This is a genomic window from Sphingobacterium sp. BS-2 (assembly GCF_046161205.1).
GTDB classification, from domain to species: Bacteria; Bacteroidota; Bacteroidia; order Sphingobacteriales; family Sphingobacteriaceae; genus Sphingobacterium; species Sphingobacterium mizutaii.
In genome coordinates this window covers 530,636-552,393 of sequence record NZ_JBIXGO010000019.1, presented here as the reverse complement: position 1 = coordinate 552,393, position 21,758 = coordinate 530,636, and the positions used below count along the sequence as shown (strand labels likewise).

Below are 21,758 nucleotides of genomic sequence, written 5' to 3'. Positions count from 1 at the left end.
TATCAAATATATAAACTCGGCTAAATTTTAGCAAATTTATGCTAAAGATTATGCTAAAAATTTGGCTAAAAGGGTTTATTAGGTTTAAAAACGTACATTTGTTCATGTACACTATTTATAACGACATTTATGAAATTACATTATAAATCTTTTGCAATTATTTTTGCAGCTGCTGGTTTGGCAATGATAAGCAGTAATCAAGCCTCTGCACAGCAATATACAAAATATGTCGACCCTTTCATCGGAACTGGTGGACATGGACATACTTATCCTGGAGCAACAGTTCCATTTTCATTGGTCCAATTATCTCCTGATAACGGAAAAAATGGTTGGGACTGGGTGAGTGGCTATCATATCAGCGCAGATTCAATTGCAGGATTCAGCCATATGCACCTAAGCGGAACAGGAATTGGAGATTGGCTTGATATTGCAATTATGCCATTAAACCAACCCATCAATCAAAAAGACTTTGACACCCGTGTAAAATTCTCTCATGACAACGAAAAAGCAAACCCGGGTTATTATGAGGTCAAATTGGAGAATGGGATCCAAGCCAAACTAACGTCTACCGAACGCGTTGGGCTCCATAATTATTCATTCCCCAACATTGCCAAGCCAACTATTAGACTAGACCTTGGCCATGCCTATAATTGGGACAGACCAATGGAAACTGAGATCAAGATCTTAAACGATAGTACAGCAATCGGAAAAAGATATTCTTATGGCTGGGCAAATCAACAACATATATATTTTGCAATCCGCTTCAACAAACCATTCAATTCCTACCTATTGAATGGAAATAAGACAAATGAAAAGCAGGTTGCCCAAATCAACAGTACAAGGCAAGGTCCTATAAACGCTGTCAATGCACAGTTTATTTTCCAACCGACAGAACAAGTGGACCTCAAGGTTGCTCTTTCAACTACTTCAGCTGAAAAAGCAATTGAAGCATTAAAAGAAATTCCAAATTGGAATTTTAACCAAGTGAAATCAGATGCGGAAGACCAATGGGAAAAAGAATTAGGAAAAATCAAGGTAGAATCCACTGATGAAACCTTGAAAAAAATCTTTTATTCCGCTTTATACCACACTGCTGTGTCACCCACTCTTTATTCCGACAAAGATGGCGAATACAAGAACTACAAAGGAGAAATCCATAAGATGAACAATGCCGGTCAACGGTACACTTTATTTTCTCTTTGGGATACTTTCCGGGCACTAAAACCATTGCTGACCATCACGCAATCTGAACGCTACACAGACATGATGAACAGCATGTTGGCCTTCTATGATGAAAATGGCTTACTCCCGGTATGGGACCTTAGCACTTTCGAAACCAATACCATGACTGGTTATCATGCTGTCCCTGTACTTGCCGACGCGGTCTTAAAAGATATCCCAGGCATTGATCAAGAAAAAGCATTTAAGGCAATGCTTGCAAGTGCAAATCAAAAAATCAGAGAAGTCCCAGATTATATTCAATATGGATATGTTCCGCAAGATGTAAACGGTGGATCAGTGACATCAACTTTGGAGTATGCCTTTGATGATTATTGCATTTCATTAGTGGCCAAAAAACTAGGAAAGAAAAAGGAGTATGAGGAATATACTAAACGTGCTAAGAATTACATCCACCTCTTCGACCCTAATTCTGGCTTTATGCGAGCTAAATTGAAAAACGGCAAATTCGTTGAACCATTTGACCCTTTCTATTCAGAACACGAATTCTCAAAAAGCCAATATATCGAAGGAAATGCATGGCAACACTCCTTCTTTGTTCCTCATGATGTAAGAGGATTGGCAAAATTATTCCCAAAAAAGGATGGCCTTGATAAAATGTTAGACACTTTATTCACCGCTCCTTCCTACATGACTGGAGAAAACCAATCACCTGATGCCAGTGGTTTTATCGGTCAATACGCTCATGGGAACGAACCGAGCCATCATATCGCTTATATGTATTCATATCTAGGAAAACCATGGAAGACCCAAGAAAAAGTGAGAGCAATCATTGACTCCATGTACCATGAAAGACCAGATGGATATGCAGGAAATGAAGATGCAGGTCAAATGAGCGCTTGGGCAGTTTGGTCGATGATGGGCTTATACCCGGCTTCTCCTGTAAATGGAGAATATGTATTCGGTAGTCCAGCCCTAGATAAATCTGATATCACTATGCCAAATGGCAAAACATTCAGCATTATTGCCAAAAACAACTCTAAAAAGAATATTTATATCAAATCCATTACTCTAAATGGAAAACCATACAAAAAGACCTATATCACCCATAAGGACATGTTAAAGGGTGGAACTTTGGAATTCCAGATGAGCGATGTCCCGAATCAAAAATTTGGAACAAAAAAGAAATCTTTACCTACTTCAATGGAAAATTAAACAAAACCCAAAATATTACGTTTTGTCATATATTGGCCTTGGGTACACTTATTGATACTTAAGGGAAAGGAGAAGAAAAAATGGAAGAATTAAACAACAATATTAACATCAAAGACATACAAGACGACAGCAACAATCAGGACTTTTACAAAAACTTTAAAGATAAATTGATTGAGGTAGAACAGTTTCCGACCATTTATACTTTCAAGTTTATCGTAAAATCGGATTCTGACCAAGCTGAAAAGGTTAAAGGATTGTTTACTCATGCCTCAGCTAAGTTTTCTGAGAAGAAATCATCAGGAGGAAAATACACTTCGATTTCAATCGAAAACTATGTAAACAATGCCGACGAAGTAATCAACTATTACAAAAAAGTGGGAGAAATCCCAGGTGTAATGATGTTATAAGAAAAATACTAAAACAGAAAAGGGTGTCAAATTGACACCCTTTTTCTATTCTTTCAACTCTTGGATAGCCCTTTCAACAGCGACAGGATCTTTCAAATCAACCCCACTTTTTTTCATCGCAATATAATAATTACCCGGAATGATAACATACCGATATTGTATGTTAACATTTATGGAAACTGTTGGGCCACCATCATAAACCATCCTCATAATTACTAATTCCCTCAATTTGGGGTGAAAGGTAATGGTCGACATCTTAAAAAACGCATTACTTGTAAATGGCAGTGGGTAAACACCTTGACCATAATCTAAATAAACCAAAATAGCAGAATTTGCTAAAACCTCTTTGGTTAATTGTGGTTCATAAATGTGAGCAGCTCTAACCCTTGTATTGTCAAATGATGTATCCACCATGCGGACCGCTAATCTCCAACCTGAATACATAATCTTAACATTGGCTTTTAAATTTGTTCCAGCTCCCCAACCAGTACTTGTCTTTGGTCCATATAAAACCATTTGAGCAGTGTTAAAATAAAAGTCGCCTACAGCACCCAATGTTACCGCGGGAATTGCAGTCCCTGAAAGAAATTGAGAACCATTTTTCCCATTAGTCCCATTCTTCCCATCAGCACCTTTCAACTTTGTTGGACTTCCCCAACCTGAGCTAGCCTTAGGCCCATATAAGTCTCCCGTCGTCGTTCTAAAATAAAAATCGCCATTCTTACCCAAACTCGTAGCTGGAACTGCAGTACCACTGTAAATCATAGATCCATCAGCTCCTTTTGCTCCAGTAACACCTTTGTCGCCCTTATCTCCTTTTGCTCCTTCAGGGCCGATTTCGCCCTGATCACCCTTCTTACATGAACCTGTCCCGAAAATAATGAAGGCCAGTAAAATCATTAAAAATTTAGTTTTCATAATCTTTTGTTTAAAATCATCATATATTATTGGATGACCTAAACTACTTGTTAATGCAAACTTAAATTATCAATAATGAGTAAAACCCAGTGCAGATTGAGTGAACAATTTATTCTAATGAGGGATTAAATCATAAGCTGTTTAAACATAAATAATCAAATCAATTTAAAGTCAAGATATTCAATCCTTCCTTCAATTTAAATTCCTTAACTACTTTCCCAAAACGAACCTTTATCTTTCCAGCAGCTTTTGCTTGAACAGTTAAAGAAACAATCCTCTTATTTTCCCATTTAAAACTAACTTTTTTGTCTCCCCTAGTTTTTATCCCATCTACCGAACCAGACTTCCAAGAAAAAGGCACTGCTGGCAAAAGATGAATTTCACCATTTTGGGATTGAACTAGCATTTCAGCAAAGCCAGCCGCACCACCAAAATTCCCGTCAATTTGGAAGGGTGGATGCGTACTGAACAAATTAGGCAAACAGGTTTTTCCGATCAGTTCCTTTAAATGTTTATTTGCTTGTTCTCCATCATATAGTCGAGCATAAAAGTTCACAATCCATGCTTTACTCCAACCAGTATGACCACCTCCTGAGGCAAGTCTGTTTTCAATCGTTTTCTTGGCAGCCTCAAATAATTTAGGGTCATTAGGGTTAATGGAATTCCCTGGATACAAACCTAACAAATGCGACATATGTCTATGACCAGGCTCAACTTCATCATAATCATGGATCCATTCCTGAATACCACCATTTTTCCCTACTCGGATTGGAGGCAATTGCTTCCTCACTTCTTTAATCCGTGCCACCAGCTCTTTGTCCTCCTTCAATAATGTGGCAGCCTCTTCGAAATTATCAAACAGCTCCAAAATGATTTCTATATCAATGGTACTCATATAAGACAACTGAGACCTGACTTCTTTGCCATCAACCATGGTCTTAAATTCATTTTCAGGAGAGTGAGAAGGATTGGTCACTAAATAACCCTCAGGTGACTTGATCAAGAAATCTAAAACCCACAATAAGGACCCTTTAAGGATTGGATAAGCCACATTCTTCAGGTATGACCTATCTTGACTGAAAGCAAAATGACGATACACCGGAAATGTCATCCATGGACCAGCCATCGGCGAGACTCCCCAGACGCCATCAGCCACCCCTGTTCTTCCAAATGGGTCAGTCAAGTGGTGGATCGTCCAACCTCGCGCAGCATACATTTCCTTTGCTGTCCTTTCTCCAGGTTTCAGTAATTCTTTCATGAAATTCGCCAATATCACACTTGTTTCCCCTAAATCTCCAGACTCTGCTGGCCAATAGTTCATTTGCAGATTGATATTAGTATGAAAATCGGAATTCCAAGGCGCCTCATATTCCTGGTTCCAAATCCCCTGTAAATTGGCAGGCAAGCGACCTGGAGATCGACTTGAAGACATCAAAAGATATCTGCCATATTGATAAAAAAGTACTGGCAACCCAAAGTCTTCTTGCCCTTCAGAAAAAGCCTTCAACCTTTGGTCTGTAGGCAACTTTGATTCAGCAGATGAATTTATTGAAACTTTAACCCTTTCGAACATCGACCTATGATCATTTACATGACGGAGTAAGTAATCCTGAGCTCGATCATTTAAAATTAAGCCCAGTCTACTTTTTACATCAGCCTCCAAATTTCTATTTCCAGAAAAATTAAGCTTCTCCAATTTATAATCAGTCAAACCTGTATAAACCAATTCAAGCTTTTTTACATCTTTAAATCGAATTCCTGACCCCGTATCATCGCTGAATACCTCATATTCACCATCGATGCTCTTGACCATAATCCCAGCAGCAAATTGCATATGCGATCCAGCGGGTCCCGCATCCTTTTTGACAGAATCTTGAATCTGTCCAGTATAATATGCTCCATTCTTCCATGTCCCATATTCATTCACATCTCGACTTCTATCAAGCTTTACAGTAAAGGAAATCGCCGCTGTTGACTCCCATTTCAGAAACAAAGCATCCCCAACAGAAGGGATATAGGAAGTTTGAATAATCTTATTGGAATTTACTGTAAATAAGGTCTGATTGACCCCTTCATTTAGATTGAGAACCCTTGAATATTCTTCTACCTTTTCACCTCCCCAATCGTATTTCACTCTTATATCTCCCAATGGTTGATAAGATCGGATCCTAGCTGGAGTACCAACCATATATTTTGTTGCCAATTCTTTAGCCAGATCAAATTGATTCTGAAAAATGGCATCTTGTATTTCCTTCAAATGCGAGGCAGATTCAGGATTATTGTTATTGATCTGGCTTCCGGCCCATAGACTCTCCTCATTCATCTGGAACAGCTCATGATCATATCGACCATGAACCATCGCCCCAAGACGACCATTACCCAACGGCAATGCTTCTGTCCACTTGGCTGCAGGTTGTTGATACCACAACTTTAGATCAGACTCCTGACCGATCAGAAAACAAGGAAATAATAAAAGGATTAGGTTTAGTAGGTTTTTCATTTCATTAATTTACGAATTTTGACATAAGACTAAAAAACAAAAGACATTAGACTTGCTGTAAGCTTCAAGTCTAATGTCTTTTATCCTCTGGTTGTAGGTCAAAAAAGAAAGAGAGCAACTCGCATCGCTCTCTTTCTCTATATTATTCGCCTTGTGGCTTGTTTTCTTGTTTTGGCTTATCTTCTCTTGGAGGACGAGGCAACAAAACTTTACGAGAAAGCTTCATTTTTCCTTGCTTGTCAACATCCAAAAGTTTTACAGTCACCATATCGCCTTCTTTGAATACACCGTCCATTGTCTCAAGACGTTTCCAGTCAATTTCAGAAATATGTAATAAACCGTCTTTACCTGGCATGATTTCAACGAATGCACCAAATGGCATGATTGATTTCACTTTACCTTCATAGATCTCACCAATTTCTGGTTTAGCAACAATCGCTTTGATTCTTGCCAATGCTGCATCAATAGATTCTTTATTATCAGCAAAGATTTGAACTACACCTTTATTCTCAACCTCTTCAATTGAAATAGTAGCGCCAGTTTCACGTTGCATTTCTTGGATAATCTTACCACCTGGTCCAATTACAGCACCAATAAATTCCTTATCGATTAAGATTTGGATGATACGTGGAGCGTGTGGTTTGTAGTCCTCACGTGGAGCAGAAATAGTCTTAGCCATTTCACCCAAGATATGTAGACGGGCTTCTTTCGCTTGATCTAATGCCTGAGTCAACACTTCCCATTTAAGACCATTGATCTTAAGGTCCATCTGACATCCTACAATACCTTTTTCAGTACCAGTAACTTTGAAGTCCATATCTCCTAAGTGATCTTCATCACCTAAGATATCCGAAAGGATTGCATATTTACCTGTTTTCTCATCAGTGATCAATCCCATTGCAATTCCTGAAACTGGAGCAGCAATCTTAACACCTGCATCCATTAGTGCCAATGTACCAGCACATACAGTTGCCATAGATGAAGAACCGTTTGATTCTAAGATATCAGAAACAACGCGGATTGTATAAGGATTATCTTCTGTTGGAAGAACTTGTTTCAAAGAACGCATTGCTAAGTTTCCGTGTCCAACTTCACGACGACCTGGACCTCTATTTGGTCTTACCTCGCCAGTTGAAAATCCTGGGAAATTATAGTGTAAGATGAATTTATTATACCCATGGAAGAAAGCTCCATCAATCATTTGCTCATCATCTTTAGCACCTAAAGTCACTGAAGTCAATGATTGTGTTTCACCACGTGTAAATACTGCTGATCCGTGAGCAGCTGGCAAATAATCTACCTCTGTCCAAATAGGACGTACAGTACGAACATCACGACCATCTAAACGAATTCCTTCGTCTAATACAAGATTACGAACTGCATCATATTGAACATCGTGGTAATACTTCTTCATCAAGAATTCTGTATCCTCATCGATTTCATCACCCATAGTTTCAAAGAATGATTGACCAATCTCTGCGAACTTCTCTGTACGTTCATGCTTGCTAGATTTTGATTTAGCAACTTCATAAACTTTCTCATAAGTAGCTGCATAGATCGCATCTTTCAATTCTGGATTAGAAGGCTCATGGTTGAAATCACGTTTTTCTTGTGATCCTACTAAATTTGCCAATTCAATCTGTCCAGCAACTTGTTTTTTAATAGCTTCATGTGCAAAAGCAATAGCTTCTACCATTTCAGTTTCCGAAATTTCTTTCGCTTCTCCTTCTACCATCACGATGTCTTGTGCAGAACCCGCCACGATAAATTCCAAAGATGCTTTCTCCAAAGCTGAAACAGTCGGGTTGATCACCAACTCACCTTCAATCTTCGCAACACGAACCTCTGAAATTGGACCATTGAATGGAATATCAGAAACAGCAATCGCTGCTGATGCTGCCAATCCTGCCAATGCATCTGGCATAATTTCTTTGTCTGCAGAAATTAAGCTTACCATAACCTGTGTATCAGCATGGTAAGTTTCTGGGAACAATGGACGTAAAGCCCTATCGATCAAACGTGAAATCAAAACCTCATAATCTGAAAGTCTTGCCTCACGACGTAAAAATCCTCCTGGAATACGCCCTGTAGCCGCATATTTCTCTTGGTAGTCTACTGATAATGGAAGAAAATCAGCACCAGCTTTAGGTTCTTTTGACGACACCACGGTCGCTAGCAACATCGTTGCTCCTTGTTTCAAAACTACTGATCCATCAGCCTGTTTAGCTAACTTACCAGTTGACAATTCAATGGGAGCTAGTCCGCCACCCATCTCAATTGTTACTTTCTTTTCGTTATAACTCATTGTTTTTTCTTTGTGATGCATTTGCGTCATTTTACATGCACCAAATTAATATTGACCTTTTTAATCGCACAAAGGTAATTAAAAATTCATTGCCGAGTCATCAACGGCCAAAATTTTAGAATCTCAGCCTATTCATTATAAGCAAGGTGTAATTTTATTAATTCAAAATAAAAAAGGGACCCTGAATAATCAGGGTCCCTTTTAAAAGCTCTTTACAGATCGCTTATTTGATGATATCACGTAAGCCTAATGCTTTGATGATAGCACGGTATCTTTCGATATCCTTTTTGTACAAATAAGCTAATAATGAACGACGCTTACCTACTAATTTTTGTAGGGAACGTTGTGTGTTAAAATCTTTTCTGTTTGATTTCAAATGCCCAGTTAAGTGAGCAATTCTTTTTGTAAATAAAGCTACTTGTCCTTCTGCAGAACCTGTGTTTTCAGCTGCTCCTGCAAATTCTTGGAAGATATCAGCTTTGTACTCTTTACTTAAATACATTTCGTGAATAATATTAAAGCGTTAAAAATTTTATTAATTGCGTGCAAAGTTAACATCTTCTTTCTGAAACAAAAAATTTATTGTTCTTTTATTGATGTTTCTATTGCACAGCGACTTAGAATTATACTTTAATGTAGATTTTCTTTTGATCTAACCAGTAACAAATCGCCCACATCAAAACCAGAAAACATAATGAATAGGCAAAAGATCCAATTTCGGGAATCCCGGGTATCTGCGCACATACATTTTTATAGAACCAGGTCAATGGGCTACCAAAAGTAGTCTCACCAAGGTCGTTCACTCCCATTGGAATACGGATTAAACCCAAGGTCTTCGGTAACAATCCACTTAAAACAAAGATAAAGAGTGGATTTTTACCAAAGACATCAAAGAATCGTGTCAACCAATTCTTAACTCCTTGTACTTCTATGTACCAGATCATGGTGCCAATGGTCAATACTCCTAAGCCAGTGGTATATAATACATACGAACTTGTCCATATCTTTTTATTGATCGGAAATCCTAACGACCAGGTCCATGCCAGGACCAATAGGATAAATCCCGTCACAAACATTCCCGATAATAGTTTAAAGTGAGGTTCATTGCTCTGTGGCACCTTGGTCCATAACCAATCAACCTGCCCATGCTTCTTGATAAAAACTCCAGCCAAATAACCAAATACCACCTGAACGACCGAAGGCATCGCACTCATTAATCCCTCTGGGTCAAACGGAACACCTTCTCCTTTATACATATGTGCAACCCCAAGAATCTGCTTGTCTATCGCTGTACCAAACCAACCCTCTAACGAATAAGGATCACCTGTCCCCAAAAAGGCACATAAGCCCCAATATCCTAACAAAATCGCTGCTGAAATATATATTAAGGTTCTAGGTTTAAAATAATAAGCCAAAATAGAGGCAAAGAAATACGCAATGGCAATTCGCTGCAATACTCCTAAAATCCGAACACCTTGTTCAGGATTGCTGCTATTTACCCATTCTCTAAATTGCAGAATTCCATCAGACCAATGGACAAACGGGAACCAATTCAAACCTAATCCTATCAAAAAGATCAATATCGTCCGTTTGATCACTTTCTTCCAAAATACAGCATCACCCGCTTCCTGTAATCTCGGAATCACAAATGACATTGCATTTCCAACCGCAAAAAGGAAAAATGGAAATACCAAATCCGTAGGGGTACAACCATGCCATGGAGCATGCTTCAAGGGTGCAAACATATACGACCAAGTCCCCGGGTTATTAACCAAAATCATTAAGGCAACTGTCGCTCCCCTAAAGACATCCAATGAATAATAGCGCTGTTTCATAATTTATATTCTCCCGAAGTTACAATTAAACGCTCATAAAAATGCAACACAAAAACTATTAATTAGCCAATCACGCATAAAAACGCATAAATCCGCCCTGCTTTTCCTTTTTTTCGAATGAAACAGATGATACTTATTAATTTTTTTAAAAAGTATTTGTTTCTTAATTCCTTTTTATCATAACTTTACGAAAGTATTAAATAATCAATTTTAACTTTGGATAGCCTTAAATTATCAATACTAAAGCGGTTATATTTTTCCAATCCGCAATCGATTGCAGAACTCAGCACTTCGATTGGGAAAAGTGTGCCCAATATTACCAATGCCGTAAATAAATTATTGCAACTAAACCTGATCGAACAAGACGGCCTAGCTCCTTCCACAGGGGGTAGACGTGCTGCTCAATTTGTACCCAACGAAAAACACCTCCCTTTAATTCTATCCATTGCTATTGACCAATTTTATACTTCTGTAGTCGTTGTTGACTTTAAAAACCAATATAAAACTGCAATAAACACCGAGGTTATCGACCTAAGAGAGGACGATGCCTATGAAAAAATTATTGCACTGACTAAAACAACAATCCAACAAACCGACGCTTATCAAATTTATGGAATAGGAGTAACCATTCCTGGATTTGTTGACAGCAAAACAGGCAAAAACAATTCTTATAGTAGCAATTCCCCATTCTACGACCTGAAAACTAACATTCAAAAAGAATTTAACTTGCCGACTTTTGTGGAAAATGACTCTTCCGCAATTGCAATTGCAGAACACAAATTTGGCTCTGCCAAATCCATTCAAGATGTCATGGTGGTCAACCTCAATTGGGGGGTTGGACTAGGAATGATCCTAGACAACGAACTCTACCGTGGCCATTCTGGATTTGCAGGTGAGTTCAGTCACATCCCTCTATCTGACTCCAACAAACTTTGTTCTTGTGGTAAAAAAGGCTGCCTGGAAGTTGATGCTTCCCTTTTGGCTGCCGTAGAATCAGCAACTAACTCTCTAAAATCCGGTGAGGTGTCCTCGCTACAATCGATTTTCAAACAACAAAAATACCTGACAGGTGACCAACTCTTATCAGCGGCTATTCATGGTGATCAACTCGCCATGGAAGCGGTTAACAAAATTGGCTATATGTTGGGAAAAGGCATAGCAACCTTAATCCATATCATCAACCCTGAATTGGTGCTGATTTCTGGACGTGGTGCAAAAGCTAAGGATGTACTGTTGCCTAAAATTCAAAGCGCAGTATTGGAGTTTAGTATCAAAAGATTATCACAAAACACAAAAATTGAATTCTCTAACACAGAAAACATACAATTATTGGGTTCAACATGCATCTGCATCTTGAGCGCAGACAAAAACATCTATAAAACACAATTAATAGACTAATTACTTAAATCATCAACAAATGAGCAATTTTTACTCAAAATGTTGCAGTATAACCTTAGTTATGCTTTTCAGCTTATCTTCGTTATTTGCACAACAAACTGTTACGGGGAGAGTAACAGATCCTAATGGAGCAGGTCTTCCAGGAGTGAGTGTGTCTGTTGTTGGAACAAACAAAGCAGCTCAATCCAACATGGAAGGTAACTACTCCATCGAAGCCAATAATGGCCAAAAACTACGCTTCACCAGTGTAGGCTATCAAACTCAAGAAGTCAATGTTACTTCTTCTACATTAAATGTAACCATGCAGGAAGATGCTGGTAACATCGATGAGGTAGTGGTAACTGCAATGGGTATCAAAAGAGCACCTAAGGAATTAGGTTATGCCATGAGTACTGTGGAAGCAAAAGAATTAACAAAAACTGGTTCACCTAACTTTGCAGGTGCATTGTATGGTAAAGCGCCAGGCGTTCGTATTTCTGCTGCTCCAGGTGGTGCTACTTCTGGTATTAACATCAATATCCGTGGTGTCAACTCAATCACCGGTAACTCACAACCTTTAATTATTATTGATGGTGTTCCTATGAGAACAACCACATTCAATAACTCTAACTACTGGGGTGACCAAAGAGCAAGAGGTAACGGGTTAGAGGACTTAAACCCTGAAGATATCGAATCCATCACTGTACTTAAAGGTGCTTCTGCTGCCGCTTTATATGGTTCTGAAGCATTAAATGGGGTAGTAATGGTAACTACTAAATCTGGTAAAGGTGGAGAAGGTGTTGCAATCGACTTCAATGCAACTTATACCCATGACCAAATCGCTTACCTACCTCGCTTTCAAGATGTGAGAGGTCCTGGTTATACGACTCAATATGCTGATGCAGGCCAAGGTGAGGACATGTTCTTCTACTATGGTGATGATCTAGCAGTTGATGGTGTAAAAAGAGGCCTTTTAGGAGCAACAATTAACTTTGGTCCAAAATTCGACGGCCAACCTGTTGTTTCTTGGGACGGTAAAGTTAGACCTTATGTAGCGCAAAATGCTTATGGTAAATTATTCAACAACCCGAATAATACCATCTTTAACTTAGCCCTATCGCATACAAGTGATAAAGCTAACACCAGGTTCTCGTTGACTAGACAAGACAATGAAATGACCGCTCTTTCTTCTTACAACAAGAAAAACATCGCTAGTATCAATTCAACTATGAAATTCTGGGATAAATTAACCACAGATATCGTAGTAAACTATGTTAACCAACATACACATAACAGACCATTCTTGACAGACCGTCTTGTAAACAACTTTACAGGTATGATCTCGACTTTTGATAATCCAGAGTGGTATTTGGACAGATACAGTACTAGCCTAGGCTATAAATATGTAACGGGTTCTAACCAAAGTTTGACTCCTGAAGAAAACCTTAGACATAATGGCTACAAAGCCGATGTTTTAGACTTCATGTGGAATAACTTAGCTAGACAATATGATGAGTACTCTAACAGGGTTATCGGATCATTTACCAACACTTGGCAAGTTACACAAGACTTCTCTATCCGCGGTAGATTCTCTGCAGATATGACGAACTTAAAAACTGATGATAAACAGCCAAACGAAATTCCGGTTGCCTTTGGACAATCAGGATACTACGCTTCGAATAACACTACTGCAAATATTTACTACACCGATTTATTGGCTTCATACAGCAAACAAATCACCGAAGATGTAAAATTAGGTGCAATGCTTGGTTATACTGCTACTAAATTGAATACGACTAATTTAACAGCAAATACCGATGGTGGTTTATCAGTAAGAAACTGGTATGATATCAGTGCGTCTAACAACCTTTCAAGAGGTAATTCTACGAAATTGAACTCCTTACGTGACGCTACATTCGGAACCATCAACTTTAACTTTAAAGATTTCTGGTTTGTTGAAGGTACATTAAGAAGAGAGCAAATTTCACAAATGCACCCTGATAACAACGTATTATACTACCCTTCAGTAAATACCAGTATTATCTTGAATGAGGCTTTCCAAATGCCAGAATTCTTCAATTATGCTAAATTAAGAGGTTCATACGGTATCGTGGGTAAATACCCAGACATCTACTTAAGTGCCTTAAGTTATTCCCAAGCTACTTTGGGTAATCAAGGTACAGGTGCATCAGTATTGTATACCCAGATCCCGACTTCTTCTTTCGGTAATGAAAAAATTAAACCTGAAAACAAACACGAATTGGAAATTGGTCTAGAAACAAGATTGTTCAATAACAAATTAGGTTTAGACTTTACCTACTATAACGGTAAAATCGTTGATCAGATCTTAAACTATACCCTTCCTTATTCAACAGGTTCTAACTCAATCCTAGCCAACGTAGGTACATTGAGAAACACAGGTTACGAATTTGCTTTAAACGGAGCCCCAATTTCAAATGATAACTTCAAATGGAATTCAATCTTAAACTTTGCATTCAACCGCAATAAGGTAGAAGCCCTTCCAGGTGGTGCTTCCCAATTAATGTTAGCAGACTACGATGGTTCTGCAGCGAGATTAGTAGCTAACGTTGGCCAATCAATGGGTGACATCATGGTACACCCGTATGTATATGATGCAAACGGCAAAAAGATTGTAAATGACAATGGCCTTTACCAATTAGACCCAGATGAATGGGTAAAAGCGGGTAATGCAATGCCAAAAGTAACAGGTGGTTTCATCAATACTTTTACTTACAAAAACATCACTCTAGATGCATTGATCGACTTCCGTTGGGGCGGACATGCCATGCCAACTGGTATCAACTGGATGAAATCTCGTGGTCTATTGGAAGAAACACTTACAGCAATGGATGCTGAGCACGGTGGTTTAAGCTACTATATCAAAGATGGTAAAGGAATTGCAACGACTGGAAATGCTGGCCCTGCTGGTGAAAAAGTTTTCCATGACGGTATGGTAATGGATGGCGTTTTAGCAGACGGTTCTCCAAACACCAATATCATTTCTCAAGCATTCTATTATGCTCAAACCTACAACTGGGGAGGTCCTCAATACTCTAACTCAAACTACGGTTTGTATGTTCAGAAAAACAACTACATTAAATTAAGAGAACTTTCATTGGGTTATAGATTACCTGCTTCTGTAGCAAAAAGCTTAAGAGCTAAAAACCTTCAGATCTCTGCATTTGCAAGAAACCTATTCTTTATTTATAGATCAATGAAAGATTTAGATCCTGAGCAAATGACAGGTGGTTCTTATTGGGTAAACAACGTTACTAATGCGGGTACTTCTCCTGCAACTAGAACTTATGGTTTCATGTTACGTGCAAGCTTCTAAAATTATGAAAACAAACAAATTATTAGTGATAGCGGGATTAATGGCTGCATCACTAGCAACGATAACCTCTTGTAAAAAAGAGTCCTTTGATGCTGAATATCGGAACCCTTCTAAAGTAACGAGTTCAACTATCGAAAAACAATATACAGGTGTACAATTTGGCTATATAGAATTAGTCGTTCCAACCTATAGAAATTACTTTGTAACCCTTTCTCCAACCATTCACCGTTATTTACAAACGATTGGCTGGGCAAACACCACCGATCAATTAACGCCAGGTATGGCAGCAATCAATGATCGCTGGGAAAGATACTATAGAGGATTAGCACAATTCAGAGAGTTCGAAAAAGTGTATAATGCTAGCCCTGACGATGAAAAGGCAATGAAGAAAATCTTCTTATTAACTGCAAAGATCTTTTTCTATGACCTTACGCAACAACAAGTAGATTTACATGGTGATATTCCTTGGTCTCAAGCTGGTATGTTAAGTACAAATGGTGGTGATTATACCAAATCGTACTCAAAATTTGACAAAGCTGCAGATATCTACACCGCTATGTTAGATGATTTAAAATCTATCAGTTCGGAGTTGAGCAATTTTACCATTCCAGCTGCCGTAGTTAATTCTTTCAAAACTCAAGATTTAGTTAACTCAGGAAATGTAGACTTGTGGAAAAAATACTGTAACTCCTTAAGATTACGTATGTTGACTCGCGTTGGAAAAGCTTCACAGTTTTCTGCTAGAGCTACTCAAGAGATCAATGAAATCTTGGACAATCCAACAAAATTCCCTGTCTTGGCATCAAATGCAGACAATATCCAAATTGATATCTTCAACAATGCTGGAGATGTGAATTCTAGAGGATTTAGAGATGCAATTGAAAGCTGGAACAACAATATTGCTGGAAAAGTTATGATTGACCACATGTTAAACAATAGCGACCCAAGGCTTCCATTTATGTTTGAACCAGGAGCTGGTGCAAATGGTGCCTTCATCGGTCTAGATCAATCGTTAACCAGCGCTGTTCAATCCTCTCAGATTGCTGGAACACCTGCTAACCCGAGTAAAATTGCTATCTATAACAGATCTACTTATTCGCGCAACCAGAACTTCCCTGGTATCTTGATCACGGCATCAGAAGTTGATTTCTTGAAAGCTGAAAGTCAATTGAACAGTGGAAACGCGACAGCAGCAAAAGCTAGTTTTGAAAAAGCAATCAAAGAATCCATTGAACTACAGGTTTCCTTGAGAAACATCAGTAATGATGCAACGGTAGCAAAACCTACCGAACCAACTGCTGCTCAAACAACAGCTTATATCAACAAAATTGGATGGGGAACAAACAACCTCCAATTGATCGCTATGCAAAAATGGTTACACTTCAACATTATCCAATCTGTAGAAAACTGGTCGGAGGTGAGAAGATTGAACTATCCAACTTTTGCTTTCCGTGTTGAAACTTCAGATTTCCAAAAAACAGTTCCTGTAAAATGGAATATGGTTCAAGATGAAATCACGTACAACCAGGAAAACTACAACGCGATCAAAGATCAAGACAACGTAAATACAAAATTATTCTGGGATGTAAATTAATGCCCAAACTAATTATTATTTGAAAAGCCACTTCGCGTGGCTTTTCTTTTATCAACTCCCTAAACTTAATACCAATGAAGAGATCAACATTATTTACCGCAGCTTTCCTCCTTGTTTCATCCTTGACTTTCGGCCAAGCGCATAATGTCTCCGCAGGTTATCAAAAACCAACCGACCCACAGGTCCTCCAAAACTTGGAACAATGGCAAGACATGAAGTTCGGGCTTTTTATGCACTGGGGAACCTATAGCCAATGGGGAATCGTTGAAAGTTGGAGTATTTGTCCTGAAGATGAAGGCTGGACCCAACGCAAACCGGAACACGGTAAAACCTATTTCGAATATGTAAAAAATTACGAAAACCTACAGAAGTCTTTCAATCCTGTAGATTTCAATCCTCAAAAATGGGCTGATGCTGCGAAAGCTGCCGGTATGAAATATGTCGTATTTACGACCAAACACCATGATGGCTTCGCCATGTTTGACACTAAGGAGTCCGATTACAAAATCACTTCCAAAAACACTCCTTTCTCTAATAATCCAAAAGCCAATATCACCAAGGAAATCTTCAATTCCTTCCGAAATGAAGGGTTCAAAATAGGTGCATATTTCTCCAAACCTGATTGGCACACAGAACACTATTGGTGGCCTTATTTCCCACCAAAAGATAGAAATGTAAATTACGACCCTACTAAATATCCAGAACGCTGGAACAACTTCAAAAACTACACCTATAACCAGATCAATGAACTGACCTCAGAATATGGTAAAGTAGATATCCTTTGGTTAGACGGTGGCTGGGTCAGACCATTCAGTACCATTGACCAATCCGTGGATTGGCAACGCGGCATAAAAGTGGAACAAGACATCGATATGGATCGTATTGGTGGAATGGCAAGAAAAAACCAACCAGGAATCATTGTGGTTGACAGGACAGTTCCCGGAAAATGGGAAAATTATGTGACTCCTGAACAGGCAGTCCCTGAACATCCACTCGATATCCCTTGGGAAAGCTGTATCACCATGGGGAATTCATTCTCCTATGTACCAAATGATCAATATAAGCCCACTAAAAAGATTGTCGAAACCCTTGTCAAGATTATCTCTCGCGGTGGAAACTATTTGATGAACATCGCTCCTGGACCCAACGGTGATTTTGACCAAGCAGCATACGATCGCCTAAAAGAATTGGCAAAATGGGTGCAGATCAATGAGTCTGCAATCTATGCTACTAGAAGTGTTGCTCCATACCATGAAAATGAATATTACTACACCCGTAGCAAAGACAATAAAACCATCAACGTATTCCATTTATCTGAAGGAGAAAAATACAGCGCTCCAGCGACTTTTTCTTTCCAAGTACCGGCCAACAGCAAAATAAAGGGAGTGAAAATCCTTGGCCAAAATGGGAAAGCAAAATGGACTTTAAAGGAAAATATACTTACCGTTCAGAATTCAGCAAAGAACCTGGATTATGCCACAGCCATTCAAGTCAGCTTGAAATAACCAGTATTTGATTACAATTTCTTATCTTAAATACTGGATAAGAAATTGTAATCAAAATTGAAATCTACGCCTATGAAAACCTCCCTTGTAATCTTCCTCCTTCTTTTTAAGATAAATCTATTTGGACAATCTCCGCAACCTAACATATTGAAATCGGAGTTTATTTTCGAACAAGGCAAATATTTCGATCAATGTCACGCTTCAACCATTGAAGAGGCAAAAGATGGGACTTTGTTGGTAAGCTGGTTTGCAGGAACACATGAGGGCAACCAAGACGTTAAGATTTGGGGCTCTACTTATGATGGAGAGAAATGGTCCGAGCCAACAATCTGGGCAGATGGAATCTCCGACAAAACCTATCCTTGCTGGAACCCAGTTCTTTTCAGGAAAAATAACGATCAAACGATCTATCTGTTTTACAAAGTTGGACCTAACCCTAGAGAATGGTGGGGAATGGTTAAAACCTCAAAAGACAACGGAAAGACATGGTCCAAAGCACAAAAATTACCAAATGGAATTCTAGGTCCAATCAAAAACAAACCCAAACAGCTTTCTAATGGAACTGTTGTTTCTCCATCCAGTGAAGAATTTACTGAAACCCGATGGGTAGCACATGTGGAGATCGCAGATAATAAAATGAAGACATGGAAAAAGTATCCCATTAACCATGAATCAACCTTGAATGTCATCCAGCCAAGCATTTTGCTTCACCCAAACAACAAGTTACAGGTTCTATGCCGCAGCAGAGAAGGTTCGGTTATTTCATCATGGTCTACCGATAATGGCAAAACTTGGTCAGACCTTGAAAAAACAAATCTGATCAATCCCAATTCAGGAACCGATGCCATAGCAGTAAAGAATCAATTTTGGATAGTATACAATCCTGATATCCCTGGAAAGGATTGGTGGGAAGGAAGAGCTAAATTAAATATTGCTTTCTCCAATAATGGACTAGATTGGAATAAGTTCTTGGAACTAGAAAACCATGATAAAGGTGAATTCAGCTATCCAACCATCTTCCAAGATTCCAAAGGAAAGATCCATATCACTTACACTTACAATAGAGTCAATGTAAAACATGTTGTTTTAGATCCAAAATAAGCAAAACGCCAGAATTAATTCTGGCGTTTTGCTTATTTAATTATTTTACTGTTCATAACCTCGAACTCTCCATTCAACTTTATATTATCTGAAGCCGGACCTATCAATACCCTGAACTTCCCTTTTTCAACTTGCCAATCCTTATTTGCGCCCCATAACTTCAAATCATTTTGATCAAGGGTAAAACTAACTTTGCGGCTTTCTCCTTTCATCAATGGTACCCGGTCAAATCCTCTTAATTGTTTTACTGCCGAAACAGCTGAACTGACCTCATCAATTAGATATAGCTGCGGAACTTCCTCCCCATCAAAACTCCCCGTATTGACCAATTCAAAAGAAACTTCCACTACAACATCCTCATCCCCTTCTAAAACCCCCATTTCCAAATCCTTGTATTCAAAATCTGTATAGCTCAAACCATAACCAAAGCTATACAAAGGAGTAGATTCTTGATCAATGTAAGGATGATGTTTGGGTTTTTGGTGATTGTAATAAACAGGTAATTGGCCAATGGACCTTGGAACTGAAATTGGAAGTCGACCAGCTGGATTGTAATCGCCAAACAACACATCCGCTATCGCAGTTCCTCCTTCTTGTCCTGGATACCAAGCATCAAGAATTGCAGGAATATGCTCATCCGCCCAGTTTAGGTTTAACGGCCTTCCTTTAATGACCACCAAAACAACTGGCTTTCCAGTTGCCTGAATAGCCTGCATCAATTTCAACTGATCTCCCATCATATCCAATGATGCACGATCGAAACCTTCACCACTCTCCATATCAGAAATTGTTTTCTTGCTGCTTTCCACTTCCGCAGCACCAGTTGCTTGATAGGAAGTCTTGAAATCGCGAGCGCTAGACCCTCCAACAACCAAGACCACAACATCAGCTTGTTTTGCTGCAGCAACCGCAGCAGGAATATCGGTTTGCCCCGTATCGCGTATGGCAGCTCCCTTTACATAATCAACCTGTGTTCCTGAACCCAACTTCTCCTTAATCCCGGCCAAAACTGTCTTTACCTTACCCTCTGCCTGCGGAGCAGTATAATCACCTAATTGATTGTAAACATTATCTGCATTAGGTCCGATCACCGCTATTCGCTTTAAATCTTTCTTTAAGGGAAGAAGATGACCCTCATTTTTCAGTAATATTATAGACTCGCGAGCAACTTGCCTCGCCACTTCTATATTTTCTTGGCTAGCAACTTTCTTCTTTGCTTCTTTTTCCGATACAAAAGGATTTTCAAACAGCCCCAAAAGAAACTTCGTCCTCAAGACTCTGCCTACCGCTTGGTTCAATTCCTCTTCACTTACCAAACCTTCTTTGATAGCCAACAATAGGTTTTTACCATAACCCGAACCACTTAGATCTACATCCAATCCCGCATTTAAGGCTTGCGAAGCCCCTTCCGCCGGACTAGCAGCCGTATTATGACCCCCAGATAAGCCTTGTATACTCAACAAATCGGAGACTACAAACCCTTTAAATCCCCATTCTTTTCTCAAAACCTCATTCAATAACCATGAATTCGAAGAGCAAGGTATCCCATCTATAGAATTATAAGCCGTCATTACAGACCAAGCCCCTTGTTTAACCGCTTTCTCAAAAGGATATAGGTAATTCATCCTCAAATCGCGCTCACCCACCGAAACACTACCGCCATTATGACCACCTTCAGGAACACCATAAGCCACAAAATGCTTCAAGGTCGAAAAGACCTTTCCCGCTTGCCCAAGCTGCTCGCCTTGCATCCCTCTCACCATGGCTTCTCCCATCTTGCCAACTAAATAAGGATCTTCACCGTAGGACTCTTCCGTCCTTGACCACCTTGGTTCCCTTGCCAAATCCAAAACAGGACCATAGCCATTATGGGCTCCAACTGCGGAAGCTTCAGCAGCTATTACCCCTGCCATTTTTTGGATCAAAAACCGATTCCAGGTGCTGGCTTGACCGATTGCTGTTGGAAAGGTGGTAGCTCCAATCGCCATATGCCCATGTGGAGTTTCCTCAGAAAGCAACAATGGTATACCCAAACGTGTACTATCTAACATGAATTTTTGAATGGCGTTGGTTGCCTTTGCCGCCTCTTCAGGGCTTAGACCAGTCAACAAAGTCTTCTGGGTCCAAGGGTCTGCACGTAGCGTAGCCCACATCAAACCAATCTTTTGATTCTTGACGGTCTCTTTAAACTTTTGACTTACCCCTATTTTTCCAGTATGCTTATCATACATTTCCCAACCCAAAACCTTTGAAAGTTGACCAACTTTCTCCTCTAAGGTCATTCTACCCAAAAGATCTTCCACCCTTTTCTCTACAGGCAGATTCTTGTTCTTATAAGGAAGTTCCTGGGCTAGCAAACTGGAATGACAAGCTGCCATCAAACCAAATATCAAAAGTCTTTTTATCTTAATTTTCATCTATAAATTTCGCTTGGGTTTAGGGATTAAAATCTACATGTTATAATCAC

Annotated in this window: 13 protein-coding genes; 7 read left to right on the top strand and 6 right to left on the bottom strand. The window is 39.2% G+C overall.

Annotated elements, in window-relative coordinates:
• Positions 1-129 precede the first annotated feature (129 nt).
• Positions 130-2,394, top strand: coding sequence for a GH92 family glycosyl hydrolase (locus ACK2WI_RS14270; protein ID WP_409151426.1), 2,265 nt, complete (start codon positions 130-132; stop codon positions 2,392-2,394).
• A gap of 80 nt (positions 2,395-2,474) precedes the next feature.
• Positions 2,475-2,801, top strand: coding sequence for a DUF493 domain-containing protein (locus ACK2WI_RS14265; protein ID WP_093100599.1), 327 nt, complete (start codon positions 2,475-2,477; stop codon positions 2,799-2,801).
• Between the two features lie 45 nt (positions 2,802-2,846).
• On the opposite strand, the gene ACK2WI_RS14260 is transcribed toward ACK2WI_RS14265, so the two are convergent.
• The 5 genes from ACK2WI_RS14260 to ACK2WI_RS14240 form a co-directional block, all read right to left on the bottom strand.
• A complete protein-coding gene (locus ACK2WI_RS14260; RefSeq protein WP_409151425.1) occupies positions 2,847-3,719 on the bottom strand; it encodes a hypothetical protein in 873 nt (290 codons plus the stop codon).
• Between the two features lie 160 nt (positions 3,720-3,879).
• Positions 3,880-6,219 (bottom strand): glycosyl hydrolase family 95 catalytic domain-containing protein, encoded by a 2,340-nt coding sequence (locus tag ACK2WI_RS14255; protein ID WP_409151424.1) that lies wholly within the window; start codon positions 6,217-6,219, stop codon positions 3,880-3,882.
• Positions 6,220-6,361: 142 nt separating this feature from the next.
• The gene (gene pnp / locus ACK2WI_RS14250) at positions 6,362-8,524 is read right to left on the bottom strand and encodes a polyribonucleotide nucleotidyltransferase (RefSeq protein ID WP_312696551.1); all 2,163 of its coding nucleotides are present in this window, start codon (positions 8,522-8,524) and stop codon (positions 6,362-6,364) included.
• Between the two features lie 223 nt (positions 8,525-8,747).
• Positions 8,748-9,026, bottom strand: a complete 279-nt coding sequence (gene rpsO, locus ACK2WI_RS14245; RefSeq protein WP_093100604.1) for a 30S ribosomal protein S15 — start codon at positions 9,024-9,026, stop codon at positions 8,748-8,750.
• Between the two features lie 121 nt (positions 9,027-9,147).
• Positions 9,148-10,359: an acyltransferase family protein gene (locus ACK2WI_RS14240; RefSeq protein ID WP_409151423.1), complete on the bottom strand. Its 1,212-nt coding sequence runs from the start codon at positions 10,357-10,359 to the stop codon at positions 9,148-9,150.
• Positions 10,360-10,575: 216 nt separating this feature from the next.
• Here ACK2WI_RS14240 and ACK2WI_RS14235 point away from each other — a divergent pair, with 216 nt between their 5' ends.
• From ACK2WI_RS14235 to ACK2WI_RS14215, 5 genes are all read left to right on the top strand, one after another.
• Entirely contained in the window at positions 10,576-11,757 is a 1,182-nt protein-coding gene (locus ACK2WI_RS14235) for an ROK family protein (protein WP_409151422.1), read from the top strand.
• Positions 11,758-11,818: 61 nt separating this feature from the next.
• Positions 11,819-15,091: a SusC/RagA family TonB-linked outer membrane protein gene (locus ACK2WI_RS14230; RefSeq protein ID WP_409151421.1), complete on the top strand. Its 3,273-nt coding sequence runs from the start codon at positions 11,819-11,821 to the stop codon at positions 15,089-15,091.
• A gap of 4 nt (positions 15,092-15,095) precedes the next feature.
• Complete coding sequence (locus ACK2WI_RS14225; protein WP_409151420.1) at positions 15,096-16,685, top strand: SusD/RagB family nutrient-binding outer membrane lipoprotein; 1,590 nt, start codon at positions 15,096-15,098, stop codon at positions 16,683-16,685.
• A 74-nt stretch (positions 16,686-16,759) separates the two neighbouring features.
• Entirely contained in the window at positions 16,760-18,190 is a 1,431-nt protein-coding gene (locus tag ACK2WI_RS14220) for an alpha-L-fucosidase (protein WP_409151419.1), read from the top strand.
• 72 nt (positions 18,191-18,262) lie between these two features.
• Positions 18,263-19,291 (top strand): exo-alpha-sialidase, encoded by a 1,029-nt coding sequence (locus tag ACK2WI_RS14215; protein WP_409151418.1) that lies wholly within the window; start codon positions 18,263-18,265, stop codon positions 19,289-19,291.
• Between the two features lie 32 nt (positions 19,292-19,323).
• Here the strand turns inward: ACK2WI_RS14215 and ACK2WI_RS14210 are convergent, their stop codons facing one another.
• On the bottom strand, positions 19,324-21,708 hold the full coding sequence (locus tag ACK2WI_RS14210) for a glycoside hydrolase family 3 N-terminal domain-containing protein (protein WP_409151417.1): 2,385 nt from the start codon (positions 21,706-21,708) through the stop codon (positions 19,324-19,326).
• Positions 21,709-21,758: the final 50 nt, after the last annotated feature.